23 protein-coding genes and 1 riboswitch are annotated in these 23033 nt (G+C 72.1%); of the genes, 9 read left to right on the top strand and 14 right to left on the bottom strand.

What is annotated here, in order from left to right; translation table 11 throughout:
* Positions 1-241 precede the first annotated feature (241 nt).
* Positions 242-1132: a (2Fe-2S)-binding protein gene (locus H4687_RS04945; protein WP_046914484.1), complete on the top strand. Its 891-nt coding sequence runs from the start codon at positions 242-244 to the stop codon at positions 1130-1132.
* A 190-nt stretch (positions 1133-1322) separates the two neighbouring features.
* Positions 1323-3428: a family 43 glycosylhydrolase gene (locus H4687_RS04950; protein ID WP_046914485.1), complete on the top strand. Its 2106-nt coding sequence runs from the start codon at positions 1323-1325 to the stop codon at positions 3426-3428.
* 5 nt (positions 3429-3433) lie between these two features.
* On the opposite strand, the gene H4687_RS04955 is transcribed toward H4687_RS04950, so the two are convergent.
* Positions 3434-3793 carry an ArsR/SmtB family transcription factor gene (locus tag H4687_RS04955; protein WP_046914486.1) on the bottom strand — a complete coding sequence of 120 codons (360 nt, stop codon included), beginning with the start codon at positions 3791-3793 and terminating at the stop codon, positions 3434-3436.
* A gap of 133 nt (positions 3794-3926) precedes the next feature.
* Here H4687_RS04955 and H4687_RS04960 point away from each other — a divergent pair, with 133 nt between their 5' ends.
* On the top strand, positions 3927-5276 hold the full coding sequence (locus tag H4687_RS04960; protein WP_046914487.1) for an MFS transporter: 1350 nt from the start codon (positions 3927-3929) through the stop codon (positions 5274-5276).
* Between the two features lie 26 nt (positions 5277-5302).
* Here H4687_RS04960 and urtE read toward each other — a convergent pair whose 3' ends face one another.
* The 5 genes from urtE to urtA form a co-directional block, all read right to left on the bottom strand.
* A complete protein-coding gene (urtE, locus tag H4687_RS04965) occupies positions 5303-5995 on the bottom strand; it encodes an urea ABC transporter ATP-binding subunit UrtE (RefSeq protein WP_046914495.1) in 693 nt (230 codons plus the stop codon).
* Positions 5996-6000: 5 nt separating this feature from the next.
* Positions 6001-6804 (bottom strand): urea ABC transporter ATP-binding protein UrtD, encoded by an 804-nt coding sequence (gene urtD, locus H4687_RS04970; RefSeq protein ID WP_046914488.1) that lies wholly within the window; start codon positions 6802-6804, stop codon positions 6001-6003.
* Positions 6801-7967: an urea ABC transporter permease subunit UrtC gene (gene urtC, locus H4687_RS04975; protein WP_046914489.1), complete on the bottom strand. Its 1167-nt coding sequence runs from the start codon at positions 7965-7967 to the stop codon at positions 6801-6803. The genes urtD and urtC overlap by 4 nt, the downstream gene beginning before the upstream one ends.
* Positions 7964-8848 (bottom strand): urea ABC transporter permease subunit UrtB, encoded by an 885-nt coding sequence (urtB, locus tag H4687_RS04980; protein WP_046914490.1) that lies wholly within the window; start codon positions 8846-8848, stop codon positions 7964-7966. The genes urtC and urtB overlap by 4 nt, the downstream gene beginning before the upstream one ends.
* A 183-nt stretch (positions 8849-9031) precedes the next feature.
* Entirely contained in the window at positions 9032-10285 is a 1254-nt protein-coding gene (urtA, locus tag H4687_RS04985; RefSeq protein ID WP_046914491.1) for an urea ABC transporter substrate-binding protein, read from the bottom strand.
* A gap of 238 nt (positions 10286-10523) precedes the next feature.
* Here urtA and H4687_RS04990 point away from each other — a divergent pair, with 238 nt between their 5' ends.
* Entirely contained in the window at positions 10524-11018 is a 495-nt protein-coding gene (locus H4687_RS04990) for a MarR family winged helix-turn-helix transcriptional regulator (RefSeq protein ID WP_046914492.1), read from the top strand.
* On the opposite strand, the gene H4687_RS04995 is transcribed toward H4687_RS04990, so the two are convergent.
* Positions 10975-12093, bottom strand: coding sequence for a substrate-binding domain-containing protein (locus H4687_RS04995; protein ID WP_046914493.1), 1119 nt, complete (start codon positions 12091-12093; stop codon positions 10975-10977). The genes H4687_RS04990 and H4687_RS04995 overlap by 44 nt on opposite strands.
* Positions 12094-12262: 169 nt before the next feature.
* A complete protein-coding gene (locus tag H4687_RS05000) occupies positions 12263-12997 on the bottom strand; it encodes a DUF1775 domain-containing protein (RefSeq protein ID WP_050399662.1) in 735 nt (244 codons plus the stop codon).
* 219 nt (positions 12998-13216) lie between these two features.
* Positions 13217-13400, top strand: a riboswitch (cobalamin riboswitch).
* Between the two features lie 30 nt (positions 13401-13430).
* Between H4687_RS05000 and H4687_RS05005 the strand changes: the two genes are divergently transcribed.
* Genes H4687_RS05005 through H4687_RS05020 form a run of 4 tightly spaced genes read left to right on the top strand, consistent with a single transcriptional unit; the run spans position 13431 to position 16346 of the window.
* Positions 13431-14144, top strand: coding sequence for an energy-coupling factor ABC transporter permease (locus H4687_RS05005; protein WP_046913827.1), 714 nt, complete (start codon positions 13431-13433; stop codon positions 14142-14144).
* Positions 14141-14752 (top strand): energy-coupling factor ABC transporter substrate-binding protein, encoded by a 612-nt coding sequence (locus H4687_RS48425; protein WP_046913826.1) that lies wholly within the window; start codon positions 14141-14143, stop codon positions 14750-14752. Before H4687_RS05005 ends, H4687_RS48425 begins: the two co-directional genes overlap by 4 nt.
* A gap of 5 nt (positions 14753-14757) precedes the next feature.
* Complete coding sequence (cbiQ, locus tag H4687_RS05015; protein ID WP_046913825.1) at positions 14758-15507, top strand: cobalt ECF transporter T component CbiQ; 750 nt, start codon at positions 14758-14760, stop codon at positions 15505-15507.
* Positions 15504-16346 (top strand): energy-coupling factor ABC transporter ATP-binding protein, encoded by an 843-nt coding sequence (locus H4687_RS05020; protein ID WP_046913824.1) that lies wholly within the window; start codon positions 15504-15506, stop codon positions 16344-16346. Before cbiQ ends, H4687_RS05020 begins: the two co-directional genes overlap by 4 nt.
* Here H4687_RS05020 and H4687_RS05025 read toward each other — a convergent pair.
* Genes H4687_RS05025 through H4687_RS05050 form a run of 6 tightly spaced genes read right to left on the bottom strand, consistent with a single transcriptional unit; the run spans position 16328 to position 21530 of the window.
* Positions 16328-17206 (bottom strand): amidohydrolase family protein, encoded by an 879-nt coding sequence (locus H4687_RS05025; protein ID WP_046913823.1) that lies wholly within the window; start codon positions 17204-17206, stop codon positions 16328-16330. The two genes, H4687_RS05020 and H4687_RS05025, sit on opposite strands and share 19 nt — an antisense overlap.
* On the bottom strand, positions 17203-17514 hold the full coding sequence (locus H4687_RS05030) for an L-rhamnose mutarotase (protein WP_046913822.1): 312 nt from the start codon (positions 17512-17514) through the stop codon (positions 17203-17205). The genes H4687_RS05025 and H4687_RS05030 overlap by 4 nt, the downstream gene beginning before the upstream one ends.
* A complete protein-coding gene (locus H4687_RS05035; protein WP_046913821.1) occupies positions 17511-18527 on the bottom strand; it encodes an aldo/keto reductase in 1017 nt (338 codons plus the stop codon). The genes H4687_RS05030 and H4687_RS05035 overlap by 4 nt, the downstream gene beginning before the upstream one ends.
* A complete protein-coding gene (locus tag H4687_RS05040) occupies positions 18524-19333 on the bottom strand; it encodes an SDR family NAD(P)-dependent oxidoreductase (protein ID WP_192781650.1) in 810 nt (269 codons plus the stop codon). The genes H4687_RS05035 and H4687_RS05040 overlap by 4 nt, the downstream gene beginning before the upstream one ends.
* A complete protein-coding gene (locus tag H4687_RS05045) occupies positions 19330-20667 on the bottom strand; it encodes an L-fuconate dehydratase (RefSeq protein WP_050399713.1) in 1338 nt (445 codons plus the stop codon). The genes H4687_RS05040 and H4687_RS05045 overlap by 4 nt, the downstream gene beginning before the upstream one ends.
* A gap of 11 nt (positions 20668-20678) precedes the next feature.
* Positions 20679-21530, bottom strand: coding sequence for a fumarylacetoacetate hydrolase family protein (locus H4687_RS05050; protein WP_097250965.1), 852 nt, complete (start codon positions 21528-21530; stop codon positions 20679-20681).
* 408 nt (positions 21531-21938) lie between these two features.
* On the opposite strand from H4687_RS05050, the gene H4687_RS05055 reads away from it, so the two are divergent.
* Positions 21939-22988: a sugar ABC transporter substrate-binding protein gene (locus tag H4687_RS05055; protein WP_050399661.1), complete on the top strand. Its 1050-nt coding sequence runs from the start codon at positions 21939-21941 to the stop codon at positions 22986-22988.
* Positions 22989-23033: the final 45 nt, after the last annotated feature.

A 23033-nucleotide genomic window follows, 5' to 3' on the forward strand; every position in this document is an offset into this window, starting at 1 on the left:
GACGTCCGGAAGCCGACTGCCGGGCATCCGGGGTCTCGTCCGGTGCCGGGAAGGACGGGGTGGGAGGTGACCTGCTTCCGCCGGGTCCTGTGCGGTGGGCCGGCGGTGGTGGCGAAGATCTGGTCGGCGTCGGCCCGGTCGATCTCCTCGGGGTGGGTCTGGTCATCGCTACGCGATCTTGTGGATAAGGTAAGCCTCACCTACCCCGACCGCCAAACCCCTTCACGCTCTGGAGTGACCGATGACCGTGGCCCACCTGGAGAACCCCCAGGCCGACACCGCCACGCCCGTCCCGGAACTCCTCGCCGCCGCCTACCGCCGTCTGGACGCGGAGTGCGAGGCCCTGGCCGTACGCGTGGCGGTATCCGGCCGCCCGGCCGACCGGCAACGGCCGCCCTCCGGACCGCGCTCACCCCGGATCGGCACGCCCACGGTCGGGCTGATGGACGGTCAGCATGCCGTCGAAGCGTTCGTCGAGGCGGAGGCCGCCCGCATCCAGGACCGCTACGACCACTCCGCGCCCCGGCATGTCGCCGCCTCCCGCGCCCTGCACGACTACGCCTGGTCGGTCGGCCTGCTGATGAGCGGAGTCTGGTACCTGGAGCGGCGCGTACCCCGTGTCGCCCCCGACGACATACGGGTCGACCTCGCGACGGGCACGTTCGAGGTACGGCCCGGCTCCGGACTCGTCTGTCTGCCGGACGACCCGGTGGCGGTCCTGCCCGGTACCCGCGCCGTGGCCCACGAGGAGGCCTTGTGTGCCGAGTTGCGGGCCGCCGTCGCGGACCACATGGGCCCGGTGCTGGAGGCGATGGGCCCGTACGTCCGCCGGGGCTCGCGTGCGCTGTGGGGTCTGGTCTCCGACGACCTGGTCTCCGGGCTCTGGTACCTCGGCCGTGCGCGCGGCGACGAAGCCGCCGGCGTCCGCGCCGCCTCCGCAGTCCTTCCCACCGCCCACGCGCCCTTCCCCGGCGGCGCCGACTTCCGGTCCCTCCGCACGAGTGACGGCCGCGACCACCCGACCCGCACCCGCGTGGGCTGCTGTCTCTACTACACGATCCGCCCCGCCGAGGCCTGCTCCACCTGCCCCCGCACCTGCGACGCGGAACGGCTGCGGCGGCTGGAGGGGTGACCACCACCCGGCCGACGCCCCTACGGCCCGAAGCCGGTGCGGTGACGACCGCGTGGGCCGCGCACCGCCGCCGAAACTTTCGGACCGCTCCGGAGGCCCGTTCCGATTGACGCCGCTCACCACAGATGGCAACACTCTTCGACGAGTTTCCAACAGGAAGCGTCAAAAGGTCGCAGCACTGGAGGTCGGCTTGCGCGAGTACGCCGGATACGTCTTCGTCTACTTCACCGGCGAGGGCAGCCCGGACGGCGAGCGGATCAGGTTCGCGCTCAGCCGGGGAAACGATCCCCTGCGCTGGCGCGAGCTGAACGGCGGTGCGCCGGTGCTCACTTCGGACCTCGGCACGCGCGGGCTGCGCGATCCGTTCGTGGTCCGCGCACCGCGGGGCGACCGGTTCCATCTGATCGCCACCGACCTCCGGATGCACGGCGAGCCCGACGGCGACTGGGACCGGGTGCAGCGCACCGGCAGCACCTCGCTCGTGGTCTGGGACAGCACCGACCTGGTGCACTGGACCGACCGCCGTCTCGTGCGTGTCGCCCCGGACACCGCCGGCAACGTCTGGGCCCCCGAGGCCTGCCACGACCCAGGCCTCGACGCGTACGTCGTCTTCTGGGCGTCGAAGCTCTACTCCGAGGACGACCCCGGCCACACCGCCGACACCCACAACAGGATGCTGTACGCGACCACCCGCGACTTCCGCGTCTTCGGCGAGCCCCGCGTCTGGAACGACCCCGGGCACTCGGTCATCGACTCGACCGTCGTCCGCCACGCCGGCATGTACTACCGCTTCACCAAGGACGAGCGCGGCAACTCCCCCGCCACCCCGGGCGGCAAGTTCATCACCGTCGAGAAGTCGGCCGGGCTGTGCGACACCTCGTACGCGTTCGTGGCCGACCGGATCGGTCAGGGAGCCGTCGAGCAGGGCGAGGGACCGATCGTCTTCCGGTCGAACACCGACGAGCACAAGTGGTACCTGTTCGTCGACGAGTTCAGCGGGCGCGGCTACGTCCCCTTCGAGACCTCCGACCTCGCCTCCGGCAAGTGGATCCCCTGCGAGGACTTCGCGCTGCCGCCCGGCGCCCGGCACGGTTCGGTGCTGCCGGTCACGCGGGCCGAGTACGAGCGGCTGCTCGCCGCGTACGCGCCGAAGGCGTCCGTCGTCGACGCCGGCGTCCCCGGCGGCCTGAAGGCCTACGCGATCGTGGACGACGCCGCCTCGAAGGTCGTCCTGCCCCTGCACCCGGGCACCGAACTCGACGGTCTGGCACCGGAGTTCGATCTGTCGGCGGACGCCCGCATCGACCCGCCCTCCGGCACCCCGCGCGACTTGCGCACCCCGCTGCCGTACACCGTCACGACGGCCGACGGAACCGCGCGCACCTGGACCGTCGAGGCCGTACACATGCGCAGCCCGCTGTTGCCGGGGCTGTACGCCGACCCCAACATCCAGGAGTTCGGGGGCCGTTACTACATCTATCCGACGACCGACGGTTTCGAGGGCTGGGGCGGGACACGGTTCGAGGTGTTCTCCTCCGACGACCTGGTCACCTGGCAGGGCCACGGGGTCGTCCTCGACCTGGAGTCCGACGTCGGCTGGGCGGACCGCTGCGCCTGGGCGCCGGCCGCCGGGGAGCGCGACGGTTCGTACTACTTCTACTTCTGCGCCGAACAGCAGATCGGCGTGGCCGTCGCGAACAGCCCGACCGGTCCGTTCCGGGACGCGCTCGGCCGGCCGCTCATCGGACGCGACGACTACGAGGGCCAGATGATCGACCCGGCCGTCTTCGTGGACGACGACGGCACGGCCTACCTCTACTGGGGCAACTGCGAGGCCTACGGGGTACCTCTCGCCGAGGACATGATGTCCTTCGACCCGGCGCGGGTACGGCGGTTCACCCCGGACGGCTTCCGCGAGGGGGCCTTCGTCGTCAAGCGGCGGGGCGTCTACTACTTCATGTGGTCCGAGGACGACACCCGCAGCGAGGACTACCGCGTCGCCTACGCCACCGGGCCCACACCGCTCGGCCCGTGGACGAAGCAGGGGGTCGTGCTGCGGAAGCGTCCGGGGTACGGGATCCTCGCCACGGGCCACCACACGGTCGTGAACGTCCCCGGCACCGACGACTGGTTCATCTGCTACCACCGGTTCGCGGTTCCCGGCCCCGGCACTCCGCGCGGCGACGGCGTCCGCCGTGAATCCACCCTGGACCGGCTGGTGTTCGCTGCGGACGGCTCGATCGAGGAGGTCGTACCGACGCTGGAGTCCATCGGGCCGGTGACCGGCGCGGGGTGACGTCCTCAGTCGTGCGGCGCCTGTCCGCTGACCCTGTGGTCCGCGTGGCTGAGGGCCTCCATGACCAGGCGGCGCAGATGTCCGTCGCCGAGGCTGTAGTGGATGTGACGGCCTTCCCGGCGGGTGTCCACCAGACCGGCGAGCCGGAGTTTCGCCAGATGCTGGCTGACCGCCGTGCGGGACGCCTCGCAGCGGTCCGCCAGGGAGCCGACGTCCGACTCGCCCTGGGCGAGCAGCCACAGCAGATGGAGCCGGGTGGCGTCGGAGAGCATCGCGAACACGCCGGTCGCCTCGGCGAGCCGCGCGCTGTCGGGGGCGCGCAGATGCGCGCCGGACGCAGGTGACACGGCGTGGCGTTCTGGCATGGCCCCAGCGTAGGCGGTTCGCCGCCGACGCGGGGTCTCGCACGCTCGGACACCATCATGTGCGCAGGTGCGCACATGATGGTTACACTGGGCCGTACCGACACCCGACGCCACGCCGAGGGGAGCCGTTCGCATGCTCGCCGTTCTGCGTCATCGCGCCTACCGGCGGCTGTTCGCCGCCCAGGTCGTCGCTCTCGTGGGCACGGGGCTCGCGACCGTCGCCCTCGGACTGCTGGCCTACGACCTGGCGGGCGCCGACGCCGGTTCCGTCCTCGGGACGGCCCTGGCGATCAAGATGGTGGCGTACGTGGTGATCGCCCCGGCCGTCGGCGCGGTCGCCGACCGGCTTCCGCGCCGGGCGCTCATGGTGACGGCGGATCTGGTGCGCGCCGCGATCGCGCTGTCGCTGCCGTTCGTCGGTGAGGTCTGGCAGGTGTACGTCCTGGTGTTCCTCCTGCAGTCCGCCTCGGCCGCGTTCACCCCCACGTTCCAGGCCGTCGTCCCCGACGTACTGCCCGAGGAGCGCGACTACACCCGGGCGCTGTCGATGTCACGGCTGGCGTACGACCTGGAGAGCCTCTTCTCCCCCGCCCTCGCCGCCGCCCTGCTGTCCGTCGTCACCTACGACCGGCTGTTCACCGGCACCGTCCTCGGTTTCCTCGCCTCGGCCGCGCTGGTGGTCTCCACCGCCCTGCCCGAACGGGCCGCCGCCACCCTCCCCCGCACCGGCGGTGTGTACGCCAGGGCCACGGCCGGCACCCGCCTCTTCCTCGGTGTCCCCGCGCTGCGGGCCCTGCTCGCCCTGAACCTCGCGGTCGCGGCGGCCGGTGCGACGGTGACGGTGAACTCCGTGGTCTACGTCCGCGAGGTGCTCGGCCTGTCGGCGAGTGCCGTCCCGCTCGCGCTCGGGGCGTACGGCGCCGGGTCGATGGCCGTCGCCCTGCTGCTGCCCCGCCTGCTGGACAGGGTGCCGGACCGGGCCGTGATGCTGCCGGGCGCCCTGTCCCTGACCGTCGTCTTCGCCGGGCTCGGGGCCGTCACGGCCGCGCGCGAGGGGAGTTGGCGGCTGCCCGCCCTGCTCGTCCTCTGGGCCGCGTTCGGCGCCGCCTCCTCGGCGGTGCTCACCCCGGCCGGGCGGCTGGTGCGCCGCTCGGTGGCGCCCGGGGACCGTACGGCCGCGTTCGCCGCGCAGTTCTCCCTCTCGCACGGCTGCTGGCTGCTGACGTACCCGCTGGCCGGGTGGCTGGGCGCGGCGGGGCTCGGCCGGGCCGTGCTCGCGCTGGGGGCGATCGCCCTGGGCGGGGCGCTGCTGGCCGTACGCCTGTGGCCGTCGGCGGCCGCTTCTCCCGCGCCCCCCGCGCCGAAGGCCCACGTGCACGCGGACCTCCCGCTCGGCCATCCCCACCTGGTGGGCGCCCTGCGCGTGCCGACGGGCTGGCGGCACAGCCACGGACACCTCACCGACGGGCTGCACGCCCGGTAGCGGGGGCGCGTGGTCCGGCCGCGCCGTCACACGCTGAGCGCCGCCCGGACGGTCCGCTCGGCCCCCGTCCCCCCTTCTCCCGAGGAGGTGACCCGGCCCGCCTCCAGTACGTAGTACCGCTGGGCCGCCCGCATGGCGAAGCCCACGTGCTGTTCGACGAGGAGGACGCAGAGGCCGCCCCGGCGGGTCAGGGCGAGGATCGTCTCCTCGATCTCGGCGACGACGGAGGGCTGGATGCCCTCGGTCGGCTCGTCGAGCAGGAGGAGCCTCGGGCGGGTGATCAGCGCGCGGGCGAGGGCGAGTTGCTGGCGCTGACCGCCGGAGAGGAGGCCGGCCCGGCGGCCGGACAGCTCCCGCAGGACCGGGAACAGGTCCAGGGCCTCCGCGACCGCCTCCCTGCCGTCCGGGCGGCCGTCGGCGACCAGTTGCAGGTTCTCGGCGGTGGTGAGGTGCGGGAAGGACTGCTGGCCCTGCGGGACGTACGCCATGCCCCGGGCCACCCGCTGGTGCGGGGCGAGATGGGTGATGTCCTCGCCGTCCAGCAGGACGGTCCCGCCCTTCGGCCTGATCAGACCCATGGCGGCGCGCAGGAGGGTGCTCTTGCCGGCGCCGTTGTGGCCGAGGACGGCCGCGACGCCGTCCCCCGGGACGGAGACGGTCACGCCGTGCAGCACGGTCGTGCGGTCGTAGCCGGCCCGGACGGAGTTGATCTCCAGCATGGTCGTCACGCCTCCTCGGCGACGGGGACGGGAGCGGAAACCGGCTCCGTGGCGGTCACGGACACGGGATCGGGCTCCGACGCGCGGCCGAGGTAGACCTCCTGGACCCGGGCGTCGGCCTGGACCTCGGTGACGGAGCCCTCGCTGAGGACTCGGCCGGCGTGCAGGACGGTCACGCTTCGGGCGAAGGAGCGCACGAAGTCCATGTCGTGCTCGATGACCACCACCGTGCGGTCTTCGCCGATCCGCCGCAACAGCTCGCCCGTGGCCTCGCGTTCGTCGTGGCTCATACCGGCGACCGGTTCGTCGAGCAGGAGCAGCTTCACGTCCTGGACGAGCAGCATGCCGATCTCCAGCCACTGCTTCTGGCCGTGCGCGAGCACACCCGCCGGACGGCCGGCCAGCTCCGTCAGACCGGTGGTCTCCAGGGCCCGGGTCACCTCCTCCGGCACGCCCCTGCGGCGCCGGAGCATGGTCAGCGGGCCGCGCCCGGCGCCCGCCGCGATGTCGAGGTTCTGCAGGACGGTCAGCTCCTCGAAGACGGTGGCCGTCTGGAACGTACGGCCGATGCCCTTGCGGGCGATCCGGTGCACCGGTCTGCCGATGAGTTCCTCGCCGCCGAAGCGGACCGATCCGGTGGACTTCACCAGACCCGTGACGGCGTCGACCAGCGTGGTCTTGCCGGCGCCGTTCGGGCCGATGAGGAAGCGCAGGTCGCCGGGGTGGATGTCGAGGTCCACGCCGTCGACGGCCTTGAACCCGTCGAACGTCACCCGCAGATCGCGGACCGTCAGTCCCTCGCCGCTCATGCCGTTCCTCCTGTCGGGGCCGAGGCCGGAGCCGTGATCGTGGTCGTGGCGGCCGGGCCGGCCGTGGGGGTACGGCGGCGGCGCACCACGCTCGCCAGGGAGGCCAGGCCGCCGGGCAGGAAGCCGACGGCCAGCACGAACAGCAGGCCCTGGAGGTAGGTCCACGCGGCGGGGAAGGCGTCGGAGAGGGTGCTCTGCGCCCAGGCCACCGCGATCGCGCCGAGTACGGCGCCCACCAGGGAGGCCCGGCCGCCCACCGCCGCGCCGATGACGAAGCCGATGGACGGGACGACGCCGATCAGCGCCGGGGAGATGATGCCGACCGCCGGCACGAACAGGGCGCCGGCGAGGCCCGCCATGCCCGCCGCCACGACGTACGCGACGAGCTTGACGTTGGCGGGGTCGTAGCCGAGGAAGCGGACGCGTTCCTCGGAGTCCCGTACGGCGACGAGGAGTTCGCCGTACCGGCTGACGAACAGCTGGCGGGCGGCGGCCATCAGCAGCAGGAGCACGGCGGCGATGACGAAGTACACCATCCGCTGGTTCACCGGGTCGTCGAGGTCGTACCCGAAGAAGCCCCTCATGTCGGTGAGGCCGTTGGTGCCGCCGGTGGTCGCCTGCTGGCCGACGAGCCAGATGGCGAGGGCGGCGGCCAGCGCCTGACTGAGGATCGCGAAGTAGGCACCCTTCACCCGGCGGCGGAAGACGAAGAAGCCGAGCAGCGCGGCGACCGCCATGGGCAGCAGGACGGTCATGGCGAGGGCGAACGCCGGCTCGGCGAACGGCCGCCACCACCAGGGCAGGGTGTCGCCGGTGCCGTAGAGCTGCATGAAGTCGGGCAGGGTCTGGCCCGCGTCGGCGGCGTCGGCGAGCTTCAGGTGCATGGCCATGGCGTAGCCGCCGAGGCCGAAGAAGACGCCCTGGCCGAGGACGAGCAGCCCGCCGCGGCCCCAGGCGAGGCTCACGCCGACCGCCACGATCGCGTAACACAGGTATTTGGCGAGGAGGTTGAGCCGGAAGTCGGACAGGGCGAGCGGGGCGACGCCGAGGAGCAGGGCGGCGCCGAGGAGGAAGGCGCCTGGGACGCGGAAGCGGTCCAGGAGGGACGGTGACGGCTCCGGCACGGGGGCCGTCTTCTCGGGGGAGGGCGTGGTCGTCGTCATGCCAGGCTCCGGGTGCGCAGTGTGTACAGGCCCTGGGGTCGCCACTGCAGGAAGGCGACGATCGCCACGAGCACGATGACCTTGGCGACGCTGACCGTCGTCGAGTACTCCAGCACGGACTGCAGGACGCCGAGCGCGAAGGCGGTGATGACGCTGCCCTTGAGCTGGGCGACGCCGCCGACGACCACGACCAGGAAGGCGTCGACGATGTAGTTGGTGCCCATCGTCGGGCCGATCGGGCCGACCAGGGTGAGCGCCACCCCGGCCACGCCCGCGAGACCCGAGCCGATGAAGAACGTCGTCCGGTCCACGCGCTCGGTGGCGATGCCGGACACCTCGGCGAGGTCCCTGTTCTGCACGACGGCCCGGATGCGGCGGCCCAGCGGGGTCGTGCGCAGGATCAGGGTGAGACCGAGGACGCAGAGCAGCGCGAGTCCGAGGATGAACAGCCGGTTGGTGGCGAAGGTGATGCCGCCGACCGCGATGTTGCCGGTGAGCAGGTCCGGGGCGCGGGTCTGGACGTTCGGGGCGCCGAAGATGTCGCGGGCGAGCTGCTGGAGCATCAGGGAGACGCCCCAGGTGACCAGCAGGGTGTCCAGGGGTCTGGTGTAGAGCCGCCGGATGAGCAGCCATTCGAGCAGCGCGCCCATGGCTCCGGCGACCAGGAAGGCCAGCGGCAGGGCGAGGAGCAGGGAGAGGCCTGCGCCGCTGATGGACTTCTGGAGCACGTACGTGGTGTAGGCGCCGGCCATGATGAACTCGCCGTGCGCCATGTTGATCACGCCCATCTGACCGAAGGTCAGGGTGAGGCCGAGGGCGATGAGGAGAAGGACGGCACCGATGCTGATGCCGGTGAAGGACTGGTTGAGGATGACCGTCATGACGCGGCTCCCGGTCGGGGGGTGGGGTGCGTTGGCGGGTGCGGGTGAGTGGGGGGTGCTCGCGCAGTTCCCCGCGCCCCTGAAAGACACAGCCCCTGCGGGCCGATGAAAAGCAGCGGGCGCAGCCCGCGCTTTTCAGGGGCGCGGGGAACTGCGCGACCAGCCCCCCACTCACCCGCGGACTCACGACAGACCGGCGGCCCAGGCGTACCCCTTCAGATACGGGTCCGGCTTGATCGGCTTGCCGGAGTTCCAGACCTCCTCGATCAGCCCGTCCGAGCCGATCTTCCCGATCCGCGCCGTCTTGTAGACATGCTGCGTCGCGCCGTCGACCATGACCTTGCCCTCGGGAGCGTCGAGTTCGATGCCGCCGGAGGCCTTCTTGACCTTGGCCACGTCGAAGGACCCGGCCTTCTCGACCATCTCCTTCCAGAGGTACACGGAGATGTACGCGGCCTCCATCGGGTCGCTGGTCGGCTTGTCCTTGCCGTACGCCGCCTGGTAGGCCGCCACGAACGTGGTGTTGGCGGCGCCCGGCGTGGTCTCGTAGTAGTTCCAGGCGGTCAACTGGCCTTCCAGGTACTGGGTGCCGATGCTCTTGACCTCCTCCTCGGCGATCGACACCGAGAGCACCGGCAGGCTCTTCGCGGTCAGCCCGGCGGACTTGTACTCCTTGAAGAAGGCCACGTTGCTGTCGCCGTTGAGAGTGTTGAAGACGGCGTCCGCGCCCGCGTCCTTGACCTTGTTGACGATGGTGCTGAACTCGGTGGAGCCGAGCGGCGCGTAGTCCTCGCCGACCACCTTCATGCCCTGGGCCTCCGCGTACGCCCTGATGATCTTGTTGGCGGTGCGCGGGAAGACGTAGTCGCTGCCCACCAGGTACAGCCGCGTCAGGCCCTGCTTCTTGAGGTAGTCGAGGGCGGGGACGATCTGCTGGTTGGTGGTGGCGCCGACGTAGAAGATGTACGGGGACTGCTCCAGGCCCTCGTACTGCACGGGGTAGAACAGCAGCGACTTGTAGCGCTCGAAGACCGGCTTGACGGCCTTGCGGCTGGCGGAGGTCCAGCAGCCGAAGGTGGCGACCACCTTGTCGTCGGTGATCAGGGCCTCCGCCTTCTCCGCGAAGGTCGGCCAGTCGGAGGCGCCGTCCTGGCTGACGGGCTTCAGTTTCTTGCCCAGCACGCCACCGGCGGCGTTGATCTCCTTCACCGCGAGCAGCAGCGCGTTGTGGACGGTGACCTCGCTGATGGCCATGGTGCCCGAGAGCGAGTTCAGCAGACCCACCTTGACGGTGTCTCCGGAGGTGTCCGCCTGCGCTCCCGCGGCCGACGACGTACCGCTGCCCGTCTTGGCGCCGCACGCGCTGAGGGCGGCGGTCGTACCGAGGGCCGACGCACCCGCGAGCAGACCACGTCTGCTGATGCCGATCCGGGACATGCAATACCTCCTAGGTCGCTGAAGTGCGACCACAGCCTGCGAGAGGACTGTTTCCCCGGCGTTTCACGGCAATTGAAGAACAGTTTCCGGAGGAAGTATTTTTCGAGGTCCACGAAATGATTGTTACTTCGCACGGAAAGGATGTACTCCTGGTTTGTCTGTGAGGAGCGGGGTGATCGAAGGTAAGCTCCCGGCACCACCGTCGCGGGGTCGGTGGAGAGCGAGTCGAGGGAGTGCGATGGCGAGGCGGCCCGAGGAACTGCTCCATCTGCTGACCCGGGCGGAGCGCCTGTCCGTACGCCGAGTGCAGTCCGTCCTCGACGAGTTCGGCTGTTCCGTCGAGGCGTGGCGGGTGCTCGACCTGCTCTCCGACGGGCACGGTCACAACATGACGGCCCTCGCCGAGCACGCCTTCCTGCCGGCGCCGAGCCTGACCAAGCTGATCGACCAACTCGTCGACCAGAACCTGCTGTTCCGCCGCGTCGACCCCGTCGACCGGCGCCGCATCCTGGCCCACCTCACCCCGCGCGGCAGGGAGCGCTGGCAGCTGCTCGCCCGCGAAGTGCGCGCCGACTGGGCCGAGTCGGAGCCACCGCTCACCGACGAGGACGGCCACCGGCTCGAAGCCCTGCTGGACCGGCTGGCCCGGAATCTGGAGGGCGGCGGGAGCGCCGACGGCCGGGGCCGGGTCAGCTCAGGTCGTGCGGAGCGCGCAGCTGGGCGAGGACGTTGAAGTCGTAGCCGTCCGCCCGCGCGAGGTAGATGCGCTGGCGGACATGCCGCCCGTCCAGGCCGAGCAGCCCGCGCGGGCCCTCGTACGAGACGGTGTCGGCGACCGCCCCGATCGCCGGCACGTCCGGGGCGCCCGCCCGTTCGACGAGCGCGGCGAGCAGCAGGACACCCTCGTAGCAGGACTCGCCGAGGCTGCCCGGGGTCGGCGCCTCCAGACCGTAGCGGCCGGTGTACTGGCCGTGGAAGTCCAGGGTGTTCTGATCGGCGAGCGAGGCGAAGTAGCCGGCGGCGCTGTACAGGTCGACGGTGGCCTCGGGGCCGCTGCCCAGCAGCATGTTCTCGTCCATCAGCGTGCTCAGCCGCAGGCACCTCCGGTCCAGTCCGCCGGCGGCGAAGGCCCGGTTGAAGCGGACCGCGTCGCTGCCGACCAGGAGCATCAGGACGCCGTCGGCGTCGGCCCGCTCGATGCGGCGCAGGACGGGTCCGAAGTCCTCGGTGCCCAGCGGCAGGTACGCCTCACCGCTGACCCGGCCCCGGCATGCGCGGGCGTACCCCCGGGCCGCCCGCGCGGTGCCGCGGGGCCACACGTAGTTGTTGCCGACGACGAACCAGCGGCGCACCCCGCGGGACTCGGCGAGCAGCCGCATCGCGGGCAGCAGCTGCCAGGACGGCGTCTCGCTCGTCATGAAGACGCCCTCGGTGCGCTCCCCGCCCTCGTACAGGGCCGTGTAGACGTAGGGCACCCGGTGTGCGATCCGTGGGGCCACGGCCTGCCGGACGGAGGAGATGTGCCAGCCGGTGACGCCCTGCACCGCGCCCGAGGCGACTAGGGCCTCGACGTCCTCGGCGACCCGCCACGGCTCGGCCCCGCCGTCGACCTCGACCAGCCGCAGCTCCCTGCCCAGCACTCCCCCGGCCTTGTTGACCTCCTCGGCGGCCAGCCGCGCACACGCCCCGCAGGTGGGGCCGAAGATCCCGGCGGGGCCGCTCATCGGGTAGACGAGCGCGACGTCGAAGGCCGAGTCGTCGGCCGTGTACCACCCGGGGGTGCGGAGGCGCAGCGGTCGCCGATTCATGGGCTCATGATGGCGTGATCGTCAGCGACGCCCCAGGTGGTGCCACGGATCGAGACCGATTCGTTGGCCGGGCCGAGGACCGGTGACGCGGTCGCCGGGGGCGGGTGGGTCACCGGGCCGTCGCGTCCCCTTGCTCGAACAGCGGCGGCTGCTGTCCCGAGCGCGGACCTCAGGCGGTCCCGCCCTTGCGGGACCTGAGCCACCACACGCCGCCGCCGAGGGCGAGGACGACGGCCGCGCCGATGGCGAGGGGTACGGCCGGGGAGCCGCCGTCGTCGTCGGTGCTGTCCGCCGCCGCCTGTGCCGACGGGGCGGAGGTCTTCGCGCTGGGTTCGGGTGAGGGGGCGGCCGTGGTGGGCTCCTCGGACGGGGTGGGGCTGACGACCTCGGCACCCGGGGCGGCGGCCTTCAGGTCCAGACGGGGGGCCGGGTGACCGTGGCCGTGGCCGTCTCCTTCGGCCTCCTCCTCCAGCTCGATCCAGCGGTCGACGTTGCCGTCGCTGTAGGACTGCAGGGTCTTGAAGGCCAGTGACTTCGCGTCGGGCAACTGCCGTACGGTGACGACGTACTCGACGTCCTCCCCCACGGGGAGCTTGGCGCCGGAGACGGTGTAGCCCCGGGCGGTCGGGGTGAACTTCCAGCCGTCCGGGCCCTTCTTGTAGGTGAGGTCGGCGGGGGTGATGCCCTTCGGGAGGATCACCTCCAGCTTGGTGATGCCGGCGGAGGCGGACTCCGACTCGGCGGAGAAGGTCAGGTCGACGTTCTGGTCGAGGGCCCGGGCGCCCTCCGCCTCGACCTCCGCGTGGGCCGCGGCCGGCCCCGCGGTGGCGACGGCGACCGCGAACGCGGCCGCGGTGAGGACGCCGAGACGGCGCGAACTGCGTACGAAGGTGGGGCGGTGCACTGCGGACTCCCTGGGCCGGCGGCATGAAGGGTGCATTCAAGCGCAGTCCGGGACCCGTGGCCAAGGTCGGTCACCTGTACGAACGGTTCCCGCCGTCCGCGGTCGTCGCCGGGTCACTCGTGTGCGGCATGGGGAGGGTGGGGCGCGCGCCGGGGTGTGAGCTGTTCCACGGCGCCCGCGCGCCCCTCGACGCCGCTTGTCAGCGCGCTTATGTGGGCACTACTGTCACCACGCCTTGGTGAACGGGAAATCCGGTGTGATGCCGGTGCGGCCCTCGCCACTGTGATCGGGAAGTCCGGCTCCAGTCCTCATGGACAGCCACTGGGTTGATATGACCCGGGAAGGCGGAGCACGGGCGGTGGGACCCGTGAGCCAGGAGACCGGCCAAGGCGCGTCAACCATCCACGAGGTGCTGGAGAGGGTCTGCTGAGCCATGCACATAGCCGAGGGTTTCCTTCCTCCGGCGCACGCGATCGCCTGGGGCGTCGCGTCCGCGCCATTCGTCGTCCACGGAGTCCGGGCACTCACCCGTGAGGTGAAGGAGCACCCCGAGAGCACGCTGCTGCTCGGCGCCTCGGGGGCCTTCACCTTCGTCCTGTCGGCGCTGAAGCTGCCGTCGGTGACCGGCAGTTGCTCCCACCCCACCGGCACCGGACTGGGTGCCATCCTGTTCCGGCCCCCGATCATGGCGGTCCTGGGCACCATCACCCTGCTCTTCCAGGCGCTGCTGCTCGCGCACGGCGGCCTGACCACGCTCGGCGCCAACGTCTTCTCGATGGCGATCGCCGGCCCCTGGGCGGGCTACGGCATCTACCGGCTGCTGCGTCGGTTCGGCGTGCCGCTGATGGTCACCGTGTTCTTCGGCGCCTTCGTCGCCGACCTGGTCACGTACTGCGTCACCAGCGTGCAGCTGGCGCTCGCGTTCCCCGACCCCGGCAGCGGCTTCCTGGGCGCGCTCGGCAAGTTCGGCTCCATCTTCGCCGTCACCCAGATCCCGCTCGCGGTCAGCGAGGGTCTCCTCACCGTGCTGGTGATGCGTCTGCTGGTGCAGTCGAGCAAGGGCGAACTGACCCGGCTCGGCGTGCTCCTGACCGGCCGGCGTGACAGCACCGCGACCGAGGCCGGGACGGAGGCGGTGGCCCGATGAACCGCAACGCGAAGATCAACACCGTGCTGCTGCTCCTCGTGGCCGCGCTCGCCGTCCTGCCGCTGGCTCTCGGCCTCGGCGACCACAAGAGGGAGCCCTTCACGGGCTCGGACGCCGAGGCGGAGACCGCGATCACGGAGATAGAGCCGAGCTACGAGCCGTGGTTCTCCCCTCTCTACGAACCGCCGTCCGGTGAGATCGAGTCGGCCCTCTTCGCCCTTCAGGCCGCGCTCGGCGCCGGAGTCCTCGCCTACTACTTCGGCATCCACCGGGGCAGGCGCCAGGGCGAGGCGCGGGCCCGGGCGCAGTTGGACGGGGCCGATGGCACCGGCACGGTCCCGACGGCTCCGGTGAGCGCGACCGCCACGGCGGCCTCCAGGGCTTCCGCGGCCACGCCGGCGGCGACGGGCGCAGCGGTGTCGCCGACCGCATCCGGTTCCACGGACACGTCGCCTTCCACGGGCACGTCGGCCTCCACGGCCGGATCGTCTGCGACGGCCACGTCGGCTGCCCCGACCGCATCGGCTTCCACGGCCACGAAGACCGAGCCCGGCGAGGAACGCCCCTCCGGCGGTCCCGCCGGGGGCTCCCCCGCCGGGCGGGTCTGACCCTCGTGCTGCCGATCGACGCGGCGGCGCACAGCAGTCGCTGGCGCCGCCGCCATCCCGTGGACAAGGCCGTGCTCGGACTCGGCCTCACCCTGCTCGCGATCTCCCTGCCCCCCTGGCCCGGCGCCGCCCTGGTCCTGCTGACCGCGCTCGTCGTGCTGCTGGGCCCGGCGGGCGTGCCCGGCCGCCGGCTGTGGCGCGCCTACCGGGTGCCGCTGGGCTTCTGCGTGACCGGCGCGCTGCCGCTGCTCGTCCAGGTCGGCGGGCCCGGCGGGTTCGTCACCCCGGCCGACGGCGGCCCGGTCCGCGCCGGGGAACTGCTGCTGCGCACCTCGGCCGCCTCCCTCGGTGTGCTGCTGTTCGCCTTCACCACACCCATGTCGGACCTGTTGCCGCGCCTGGTGAAGGCCGGGGTGCCCGCGCCGGTGGTGGACGTCGCCCTGGTCACGTACCGCATGAGCTTCCTCCTGCTGGACTCCGTGCGCCGGATCCGGGAGGCGCAGGCCGCCCGGCTGGGGCACACCACACGGGCCGCGACCTGGCGTTCGCTCGCCGGGCTCGGCGCCACCGCGTTCGTCCGGGCCTTCGACCGGGCGGCGCGCCTGCAGACCGGGCTCGCCGGGCGGGGGTACGACGGCACCCTGCGCGTGCTGGTGCCCGAGGCCCGGGTCTCCGTCCGCTTCGTCGGGGCCGGCGTCGCACTCCTCGCCACCGTGACCGCCCTCACCTTCGTCCTGGAAAGGCCGCTGACATGAGCGACCCCGTGCTGGTCACCCTGCGGGGCGCCTCCTTCGCCTACGAGGACGGCCCGGTCGTGCTGAGCGACCTCGACTTCGAGGTCCACGAGGGGCGCGCCCTGGCCCTGCTGGGCCGCAACGGCAGCGGCAAGACGACGCTGATGCGGCTGCTCAGCGGCGGACTGCGGCCCCGTACGGGCGAACTGGCGGTCGAGGGGCGGCCCGTGACGTACGACCGGAAGGGTCTGACCCGGCTGCGGACCACGGTCCAGCTGGTCGTCCAGGACCCGGACGACCAGCTGTTCGCGGCCTCCGTCGCCCAGGACGTGTCGTTCGGCCCGCTCAATCTCGGGCTGCCCGACGCCCAGGTGCGGGCCCGGGTCGACGAGGCACTCGGCGCGCTCGGCATCGCCGCGCTCGCCGACCGGCCCACCCATCTGCTCTCCTACGGCCAGCGCAAGCGGACCGCCATCGCCGGCGCGGTCGCGATGCGCCCCCGGGTCCTGATCCTCGACGAGCCGACGGCCGGGCTCGACCCGGACGGACAGGAACGGCTCCTCGCCACCCTGGACGACCTGCGCCGGTCCGGCACCACCGTCGTGATGGCCACCCACGACGTCGACCTCGCCCTGCGCTGGGCCGACGACGCGGCCCTGCTCACCCCGTCAGGCGCGCGCACGGGCCCGGTGGCCACGATGCTCGCCCGCACCGACCTCCTCCAGCAGGCCGGACTACGCCTCCCCTGGGGTGTCGCGGTCGCCCAACTACTGCGCGAGCAGGGCCTGTTGACCGACGAGGCGGCCCGGCCGCGCACCCCCGAGGAGCTGGCGGCCCTGGCTCAGGTCCGCAGGCCGTAGACGCGGACGGCGGTGCCCGCGAAGACCTCCCGGTGTTCTGCCGGGCCGAGGCCGGACAGCAACGCCTCGGCCGTGCCGAGGACTTCGCGGTAGTCGCAGGCGAGCCGGCAGACGGGCCAGTCGGAGCCGAACATCAGCCGACGGGGGCCGAAGGCGTCGAGCACGGTGTCGGCGTACGGGCGGAGGCCGGCGACGGACCAGGTCGTCCAGTCCGCCTCCGTGACCAGCCCGGAGAGCTTGCAGACGGTGTTGGGGAGGGCGGCCAGCCGCCTGATGTCGCCCGCCCACGGCTCCAGTTCGCCGGTGGCCACGGGCGGCTTCGCCGCGTGATCGAGGACGAAGGTGAGGTGCGGGAGGCGGGCCGCCGCCTCCACCGCGGCCGGCAGTTGATGGGGCTTGACCAGGAGGTCGTAGACGAGTCCCGCGTCGGCGACGGCGGCCAGGCCCCGCAGCACGTCCGGGCGGAGCAGCCAGCGGGGGTCGGGTTCGCCCTGCACCTGGTGGCGGATGCCCACCAGGTGCTCGCCGCCGGGGCCTTCGCGCAGCCCGTCGAGGACGGCGGCGACCCCGGGAGCGGTGAGGTCGGTCCAGCCGACGACCCCCGCGACCAGGTCGCTGCCGGCGGCCAGCGCCAGGAACTCGGGGGTCTCCTCGGGCACGGTGACCGTCTGCACCAGCACCGTGGCGGTGACCCCGGCGGCGCGGGCCGCCGGTTCCAGGTCGCGGAGGGTGAAGTCGCGGCGCAGCGGGGCGAGTTCGGGGCCGGTGATCCAGTCCTGGTCGCGGACGGAGAGGTCCCAGACATGGTGATGGGCGTCGACGATCCCGGTCTGCGGAGCGTCCGCAGGGGTCGGCGTCACAGCTCCCACACCACGGGCAGTCCCGCGTCGGAGCCCTCCGCCGAGTAGTCGTGGGTGACGGCGAGGAGGTCGGCCATGCGGGCCTGCCAGGCGATGTTGACCGGAAGTTTCTCCAGCTCGGCGATCATGGCCGGGTAGTCCTCGACCTCCAGCAGGTGGAAGAGGTCGGTGCCGCTGCGCCAGATCGTCCAGGCGCTCACCCCGGCGGCGCGGATGGCGGCGGTCAGCTCCTCGGGGACCTCCCGGTGGGCCGCCTCGTACTCCTGGACGCGGTCGGCGCGGACCTGGGTGTGCAGGGCGACCCTCACGAGAGCTCCTTGTCGTCGACAGGCGCCACGGCGGGCACGGGGGCTTCCGGGGCGAGGAGGCCCGCCGCGCGCAGCTCGTCCCAGAGGGCGGCCGGTACGGGGAGGCGGGACTGCTCCACGGTGTCGCGGACCTCGTCCGGTGAGCGGGCACCGGTGAGAACGGCGGCGACGGCCGGGTGGCCGAGGGGGAAGCGGAGGGCGGCGGCGCGCAGCGGCACCCCGTGGCGTTCGGTGACCTCCTTCAGGCGCAGGGCCCGTGCGAGGACGGCTTCCGGGGCGGGCGCGTAGTCGTAGGTGGCGCCCGGCGCGGGGTCGGTGAGCAGGCCGGAGTTGAAGACGCCGCCGATGAGGACGCTCCGGCCGCGCGCGGCGGCCTCGGGGAGCAGTTCGGCGAGGCCCTGCTGTTCCAGGAGGGTGTAGCGGCCGGCGAGGAGGACGACGTCGATGTCGGTCTCGCGCAGGAAGCGGGCCGGGACGGCGGTCTGGTTCATGCCGACGCCGATCGCTCCGACGACCCCTTCGGCGCGCAGCTGTTCGAGGGCCGGGTAGGCCTCGTCGAGGGCCTGGTCGGCGTGGTCGTCGGGGTCGTGGAGGAGGACGATGTCGACCCGGTCCAGGCCCAGGCGGTCCAGGCTGGCTTCGAGGGAGCGGCGGACGCCGTCGGCGCTGAAGTCCCAGACGCGGCGCAGGGTCGCGGGGACGGCGAAGCCGTCGGCCAGGTCGTCGGCCTCGCCGCCGCCTTCGGCGGGCACCAGCAGACGTCCGACCTTGGTGGAGACGGTGTAGGTGTCCCGGGGGCGCTCGCGCAGGGCGGCGCCCAGCCGGCGTTCGGAGAGGCCGAGGCCGTAGTGGGGGGCGGTGTCGAAGGTGCGGATCCCGGCGTCCCAGGCGGCGTCGACCGCGGCGGCGGCCTCCTCGTCGGACACCGGGCGGAAGAGGTTGCCGATGCCGGCGGCGCCGTACGCCAGCTCGGTGACCCGGACTCCGGTGCGGCCGAGGGCCCTGGTCCTCATGAGCCCACCGGGCGCAGCCGCAGGCCCTGCATGCCGCCGTCGACGGCGAGGGCGGTGCCGGTGACGGAGGCCGCGGCGGGGCTCGCCAGGTACGCGATGGCGGCGGCGACCTCGTCGGCGGTGACCAGTCGGCCCAGGGGCTGGCGGGCGTTGAGGGCGGCGCGCTCGGCCTCGGGGTCGTCGGCGGCGTCGAGGAGCCTGCCGACCCAGGGGGTGTCGGCCGTGCCGGGGTTGACGCAGTTGACGCGGACGCCCTCACGGACGTGGTCGGCGGCCATGGCGAGGGTCAGCGACAGCACGGCGCCCTTGCTGGCGCAGTACAGGGCGCGCTGCGGCAGTCCGGCGGTGGCGCCGATGGAGCAGGTGTTGACGATGGCCGCATGGGACGACTTCCGCAGGTGGGGCAGGGCGGCGCGGCTGGTGCGCACGATGCCGAGGACGTTGACGTCCAGGACGCGGTGCCACTGTTCGTCGGGGTTGTCCTCGACGGTGCCGATGGCGCCGATGCCCGCGTTGTTGACGAGGACGTCCAGGCCGCCGAGCCGCTGGACGGCGTCGGCGACGGCGGACCGTACGGAGGTGTCGTCGGTGACGTCGGCCTTCAGCCCGAGCAGGGGGTCCGAGGCCCCCGCGGGGTCGAGGTCGAGGACGGCCACCGCGGCGCCCCGGGCGGCCAGCAGCCGCGCCGTGGCGAGCCCGATGCCGGACGCGCCTCCGGTGACGATCGCCCTGAGTCCCGCGAATTCACCCCCCGGCCCGTTGGGTCCCTCTGTCGGCCCGGTCGGTTCACCTGTCTGCCCGGTCATGCGACGTCCTCCCGTCCAGCGAGGTCGGCGGCCCAGAACGTGCCGTCGGGGTAACGGTATTCGGCGAGCGAGGCGGGGTGCATGGTGGCGGAGAATCCTGGGGTCAGGGGGGCGACGTAGTGGCCGTCGCGCATCACCACGGGTGCCGTGAAGTGCTCGTGGAGGTGGTCGACGTACTCGATGACCCGGTCGTCGGTGGTGCCGGACAGGGCCAGGTAGTCGAACATCGACAGGTGCTGGACCAGTTCGCACAGGCCCACGCCGCCGGCGTGCGGGCAGACCGGGACCCCGAACTTCGCGGCGAGCAGCAGGATCGCCAGGTTCTCGTTGACGCCGCCGACGCGGGCCGCGTCGATCTGCAGGACGTCGAGGGCGTCGGCCTGGAGGAGCTGCTTGAAGACGATGCGGTTCTGGACGTGTTCGCCGGTGGCGACCTTCACGGGGGCGACACCGCGGCGGACGGCGGCGTGGCCGAGGATGTCGTCGGGGCTGGTGGGTTCCTCGATCCAGTACGGGTCGTACGCGGCGAGGGCCCGGGTCCAGTCGACGGCCTCGCCGATGTTCCAGCGCTGGTTGGCGTCGATGGCGATGCGGATGCCGTCGCCGACGGCGGCGCGGGCGGTGCGCATCCGGCGGACGTCGTCGTCGAGATCGGCGCCGACCTTCAGCTTGATCTGGGTGAAGCCGTCGGCGACGGCCTGCTTGGCCAGCCGGGTCAGCTTCTCGTCGGAGTAGCCGAGCCAGCCCGGTGAGGTGGTGTAGCCGGGGTAGCCGTGCTCCAGCAGCCGGCCCTCGCGGTCGGCGAGTCCCGTACGGCCCCGCCGCAGCAGGTCCAGCGCCTCCTCGGGGGTGAGGGCGTCGGCGATGTAGCGGAAGTCGACCTGGGAAACCAGCCATTCGGGCTCGGCGTGGGCGAGCAGCCGCCACAGGGGCTGTCCGGCGCGCTTGGCGGCCAGGTCCCACACGGCGTTGACGACGGCGCCGATGGCCATGTGCATCACGCCCTTCTCGGGGCCGAGCCAGCGCAGCTGGCTGTCGCCGATCAGGTCGCGGTTGACCGAGCCGGGGTCGGCGCACAGCTCCTCGACGGAGCGGCCCACCAGGTGGGGCCGCAGGGCACCGATGGCGGCGACCTGGACGTCGTTGCCGCGGCCGATGGTGAAGGTGAAGCCGTGGCCTTCGAGGCCGTCCGCGGCGTCGGTGCGCAGCACGACGTAGGCGGCGGAGTAGTCGGGGTCCGGGTTCATGGCGTCGGAGCCGTCCAGCTCCCGCGAGGTGGGGAACCGGATGTCGTAGGTGTCGACCGCGGTGATCCGGGCGGGGGTTGCAGTCACGGGGGTGCCTTTCACGCTTGGCCGAAGGTCTGGCGCTGGCTCCCGAGCCCGTCGATCTCTAGCTCGACGGTGTCACCGGGGCGGAGGTAGGGGGTGCCGGGCAGGCCGAGGGCGACGCCCGCGGGCGTACCGGTGTTGATCACGTCGCCGGGTTCCAGGACCATGTACCGGCTGAGGTACGCCACGATCTCGTGGACGGGGAAGATCATGTCGCGGGTGTGGCCGTCCTGGCGCTTGACGCCGTTGACACTCAGGCGCAGCCCGAGGTCCTGCGGGTCGCCGGCCTCGTCGGCGGTGACCAGCCAGGGGCCCATCGGGTTGAAGGTCTCGCAGGACTTGCCGAGGTCCCATTGCGAGGAGTACTCCAGCTGGAACTCGCGTTCGGAGACGTCGTGGCTGACCACGTATCCGGCGATCACGTCGGCCGCCTCCTCGGGGTCCTCCAGATAGCGGGCCCGGCGTCCGACGACGACACCCAGCTCGACCTCCCAGTCGGTCTTCACCGAGCCGCGCGGGACGAGCACCTCGTCGTACGGGCCGACGACCGTGCCCGGGTCCTTCATGAAGACCACGGGGCGGGGCGGGATCGCGGCGCCGGTCTCGGCGGCGTGGTCGCGGTAGTTCAGCCCGACGCAGACGATCTTGCCGGGGCGGGCGAGGGGGGCGCCGATCCGCAGACCCTCGGTGTCGAGCACGGGGAGTCCGCCCGCCTCGACGGCGGCGCGGGCGCGGTCCACCCCACCGGAGGCGAGGAAGGCGCCGTCGATGTCGGAGGCCACGGAGGACAGATCCAGCAGCCGGCCGTCGTCGGTACGGACGGCGGGCCGCTCCTCTGTGGGGGCGCCGACGCGTAGCAGTTTCACTGGGACAGCTCCCTTGCCATGGGTTCAACCATTCATCGGAGGAATGGCGCACCGTGACTTTAGGGGCAGTTCGGCGCGCTGACAACGTATTCCTCGGATGAATTTGATCGACGGGGAACTGTCATACAGGTCACAGATCCGTCATGTACGACATAGACACCGTGATGCCCGCCACATCACCCCTCGGTCACGCTCAGAACTCATGGGGAGAGAACTCTTGTCAACTCCGGCAATGCCGTCGTAACGTCCTCGTCGTCCGAGATACATCGGAGGAATCGCACCACCGCATCGTGGCCGGTCAAACTCCGCTGCTCGTTCACCGGTTGACACCCAACCCTCCCCTCCGACGGTCCACGCATGCCTGCACCGGAGGGCGGCCTCCCCGTCCTGGCTAAGGAGAACCCGGCCATGAAGATCGCTCGCACCCGCTCCACCGCCGCAGCGGCCTGCGCCCTCGCGGCCCTCACCCTCCTGACCGCGTGCAACCGCGACAGCTCCTCCGGGTCGGCCGGCTCGGGCGGTGACAAGCCCGCCATCGGGATCGACCTGCCGCGCTCCGACTCGGACTTCTGGAACTCCTACGCCGAGTACCTGAAGAAGGACGTCAAGTCCGAGGACATCAACGCGCTGCCGCTCAGCAACTCGCAGAACGACATCACCAAGCTGGTCGCCAACGTGCAGGTGTTCCAGAACACCGGCGCCAAGGCCGTCGTCATGGCCCCGCAGGACACCGGCGCCATCGCCTCGACCCTCGACACCCTCGCGTCGAAGAAGATCCCCGTGGTCAGCGTCGACACCCGGCCCGACAAGGGCGACGTCTACATGGTCGTGCGCGCCGACAACCGGGCGTACGGCACCAAGGCCTGCGAGTTCCTCGGCGAACAGCTCGGCGGCAAGGGCAAGGTCGCCGAACTGCAGGGCGCCCTGGACTCCATCAACGGCCGCGACCGCTCCGAGGCGTTCGCGGAGTGCATGAAGACGAAGTTCCCCAAGATCAAGGTCTTCGAACTGCCCACCGACTGGAAGGGCGACGTGGCCTCCGCCAAGCTGCAGAGCCTGCTCGCCCAGCACCCCGACCTGGGCGGCATCTACATGCAGGCCGGCGGTGTCTTCCTGCAGCCGACCCTGGCGCTGCTGGAGCAGAAGGGCCTGCTGAAGCCGGCCGGGCAGAAGGGCCACATCTCGATCATCTCCAACGACGGCATCCCGCAGGAGTTCGACGCCATCCGCAAGGGCCAGATCGATGCCACCGTCTCCCAGCCCGCCGACCTCTACGCCAAGTACGCGCTGTACTACGCCGAGGCCGCGGCCGAGGGCAAGAAGTTCGAGCCGGGCAAGACCGACCACGACTCCACGATCATCGAGATCCCGAACGGCCTGGAGGACCAGCTGCCGGCGCCGCTGGTGACCAAGGACAACGTGGACGACAAGTCCCTGTGGGGCAACAACGTCGGCTAGCCCCCGCAGGGCCGACGACCAGGCGGAGGGACGCGGCCCCGTCCC

Origin of the sequence: Streptomyces stelliscabiei, assembly GCF_014873495.1 — a bacterium.
Lineage (GTDB): Bacteria > Actinomycetota > Actinomycetes > Streptomycetales > Streptomycetaceae > Streptomyces > Streptomyces bottropensis.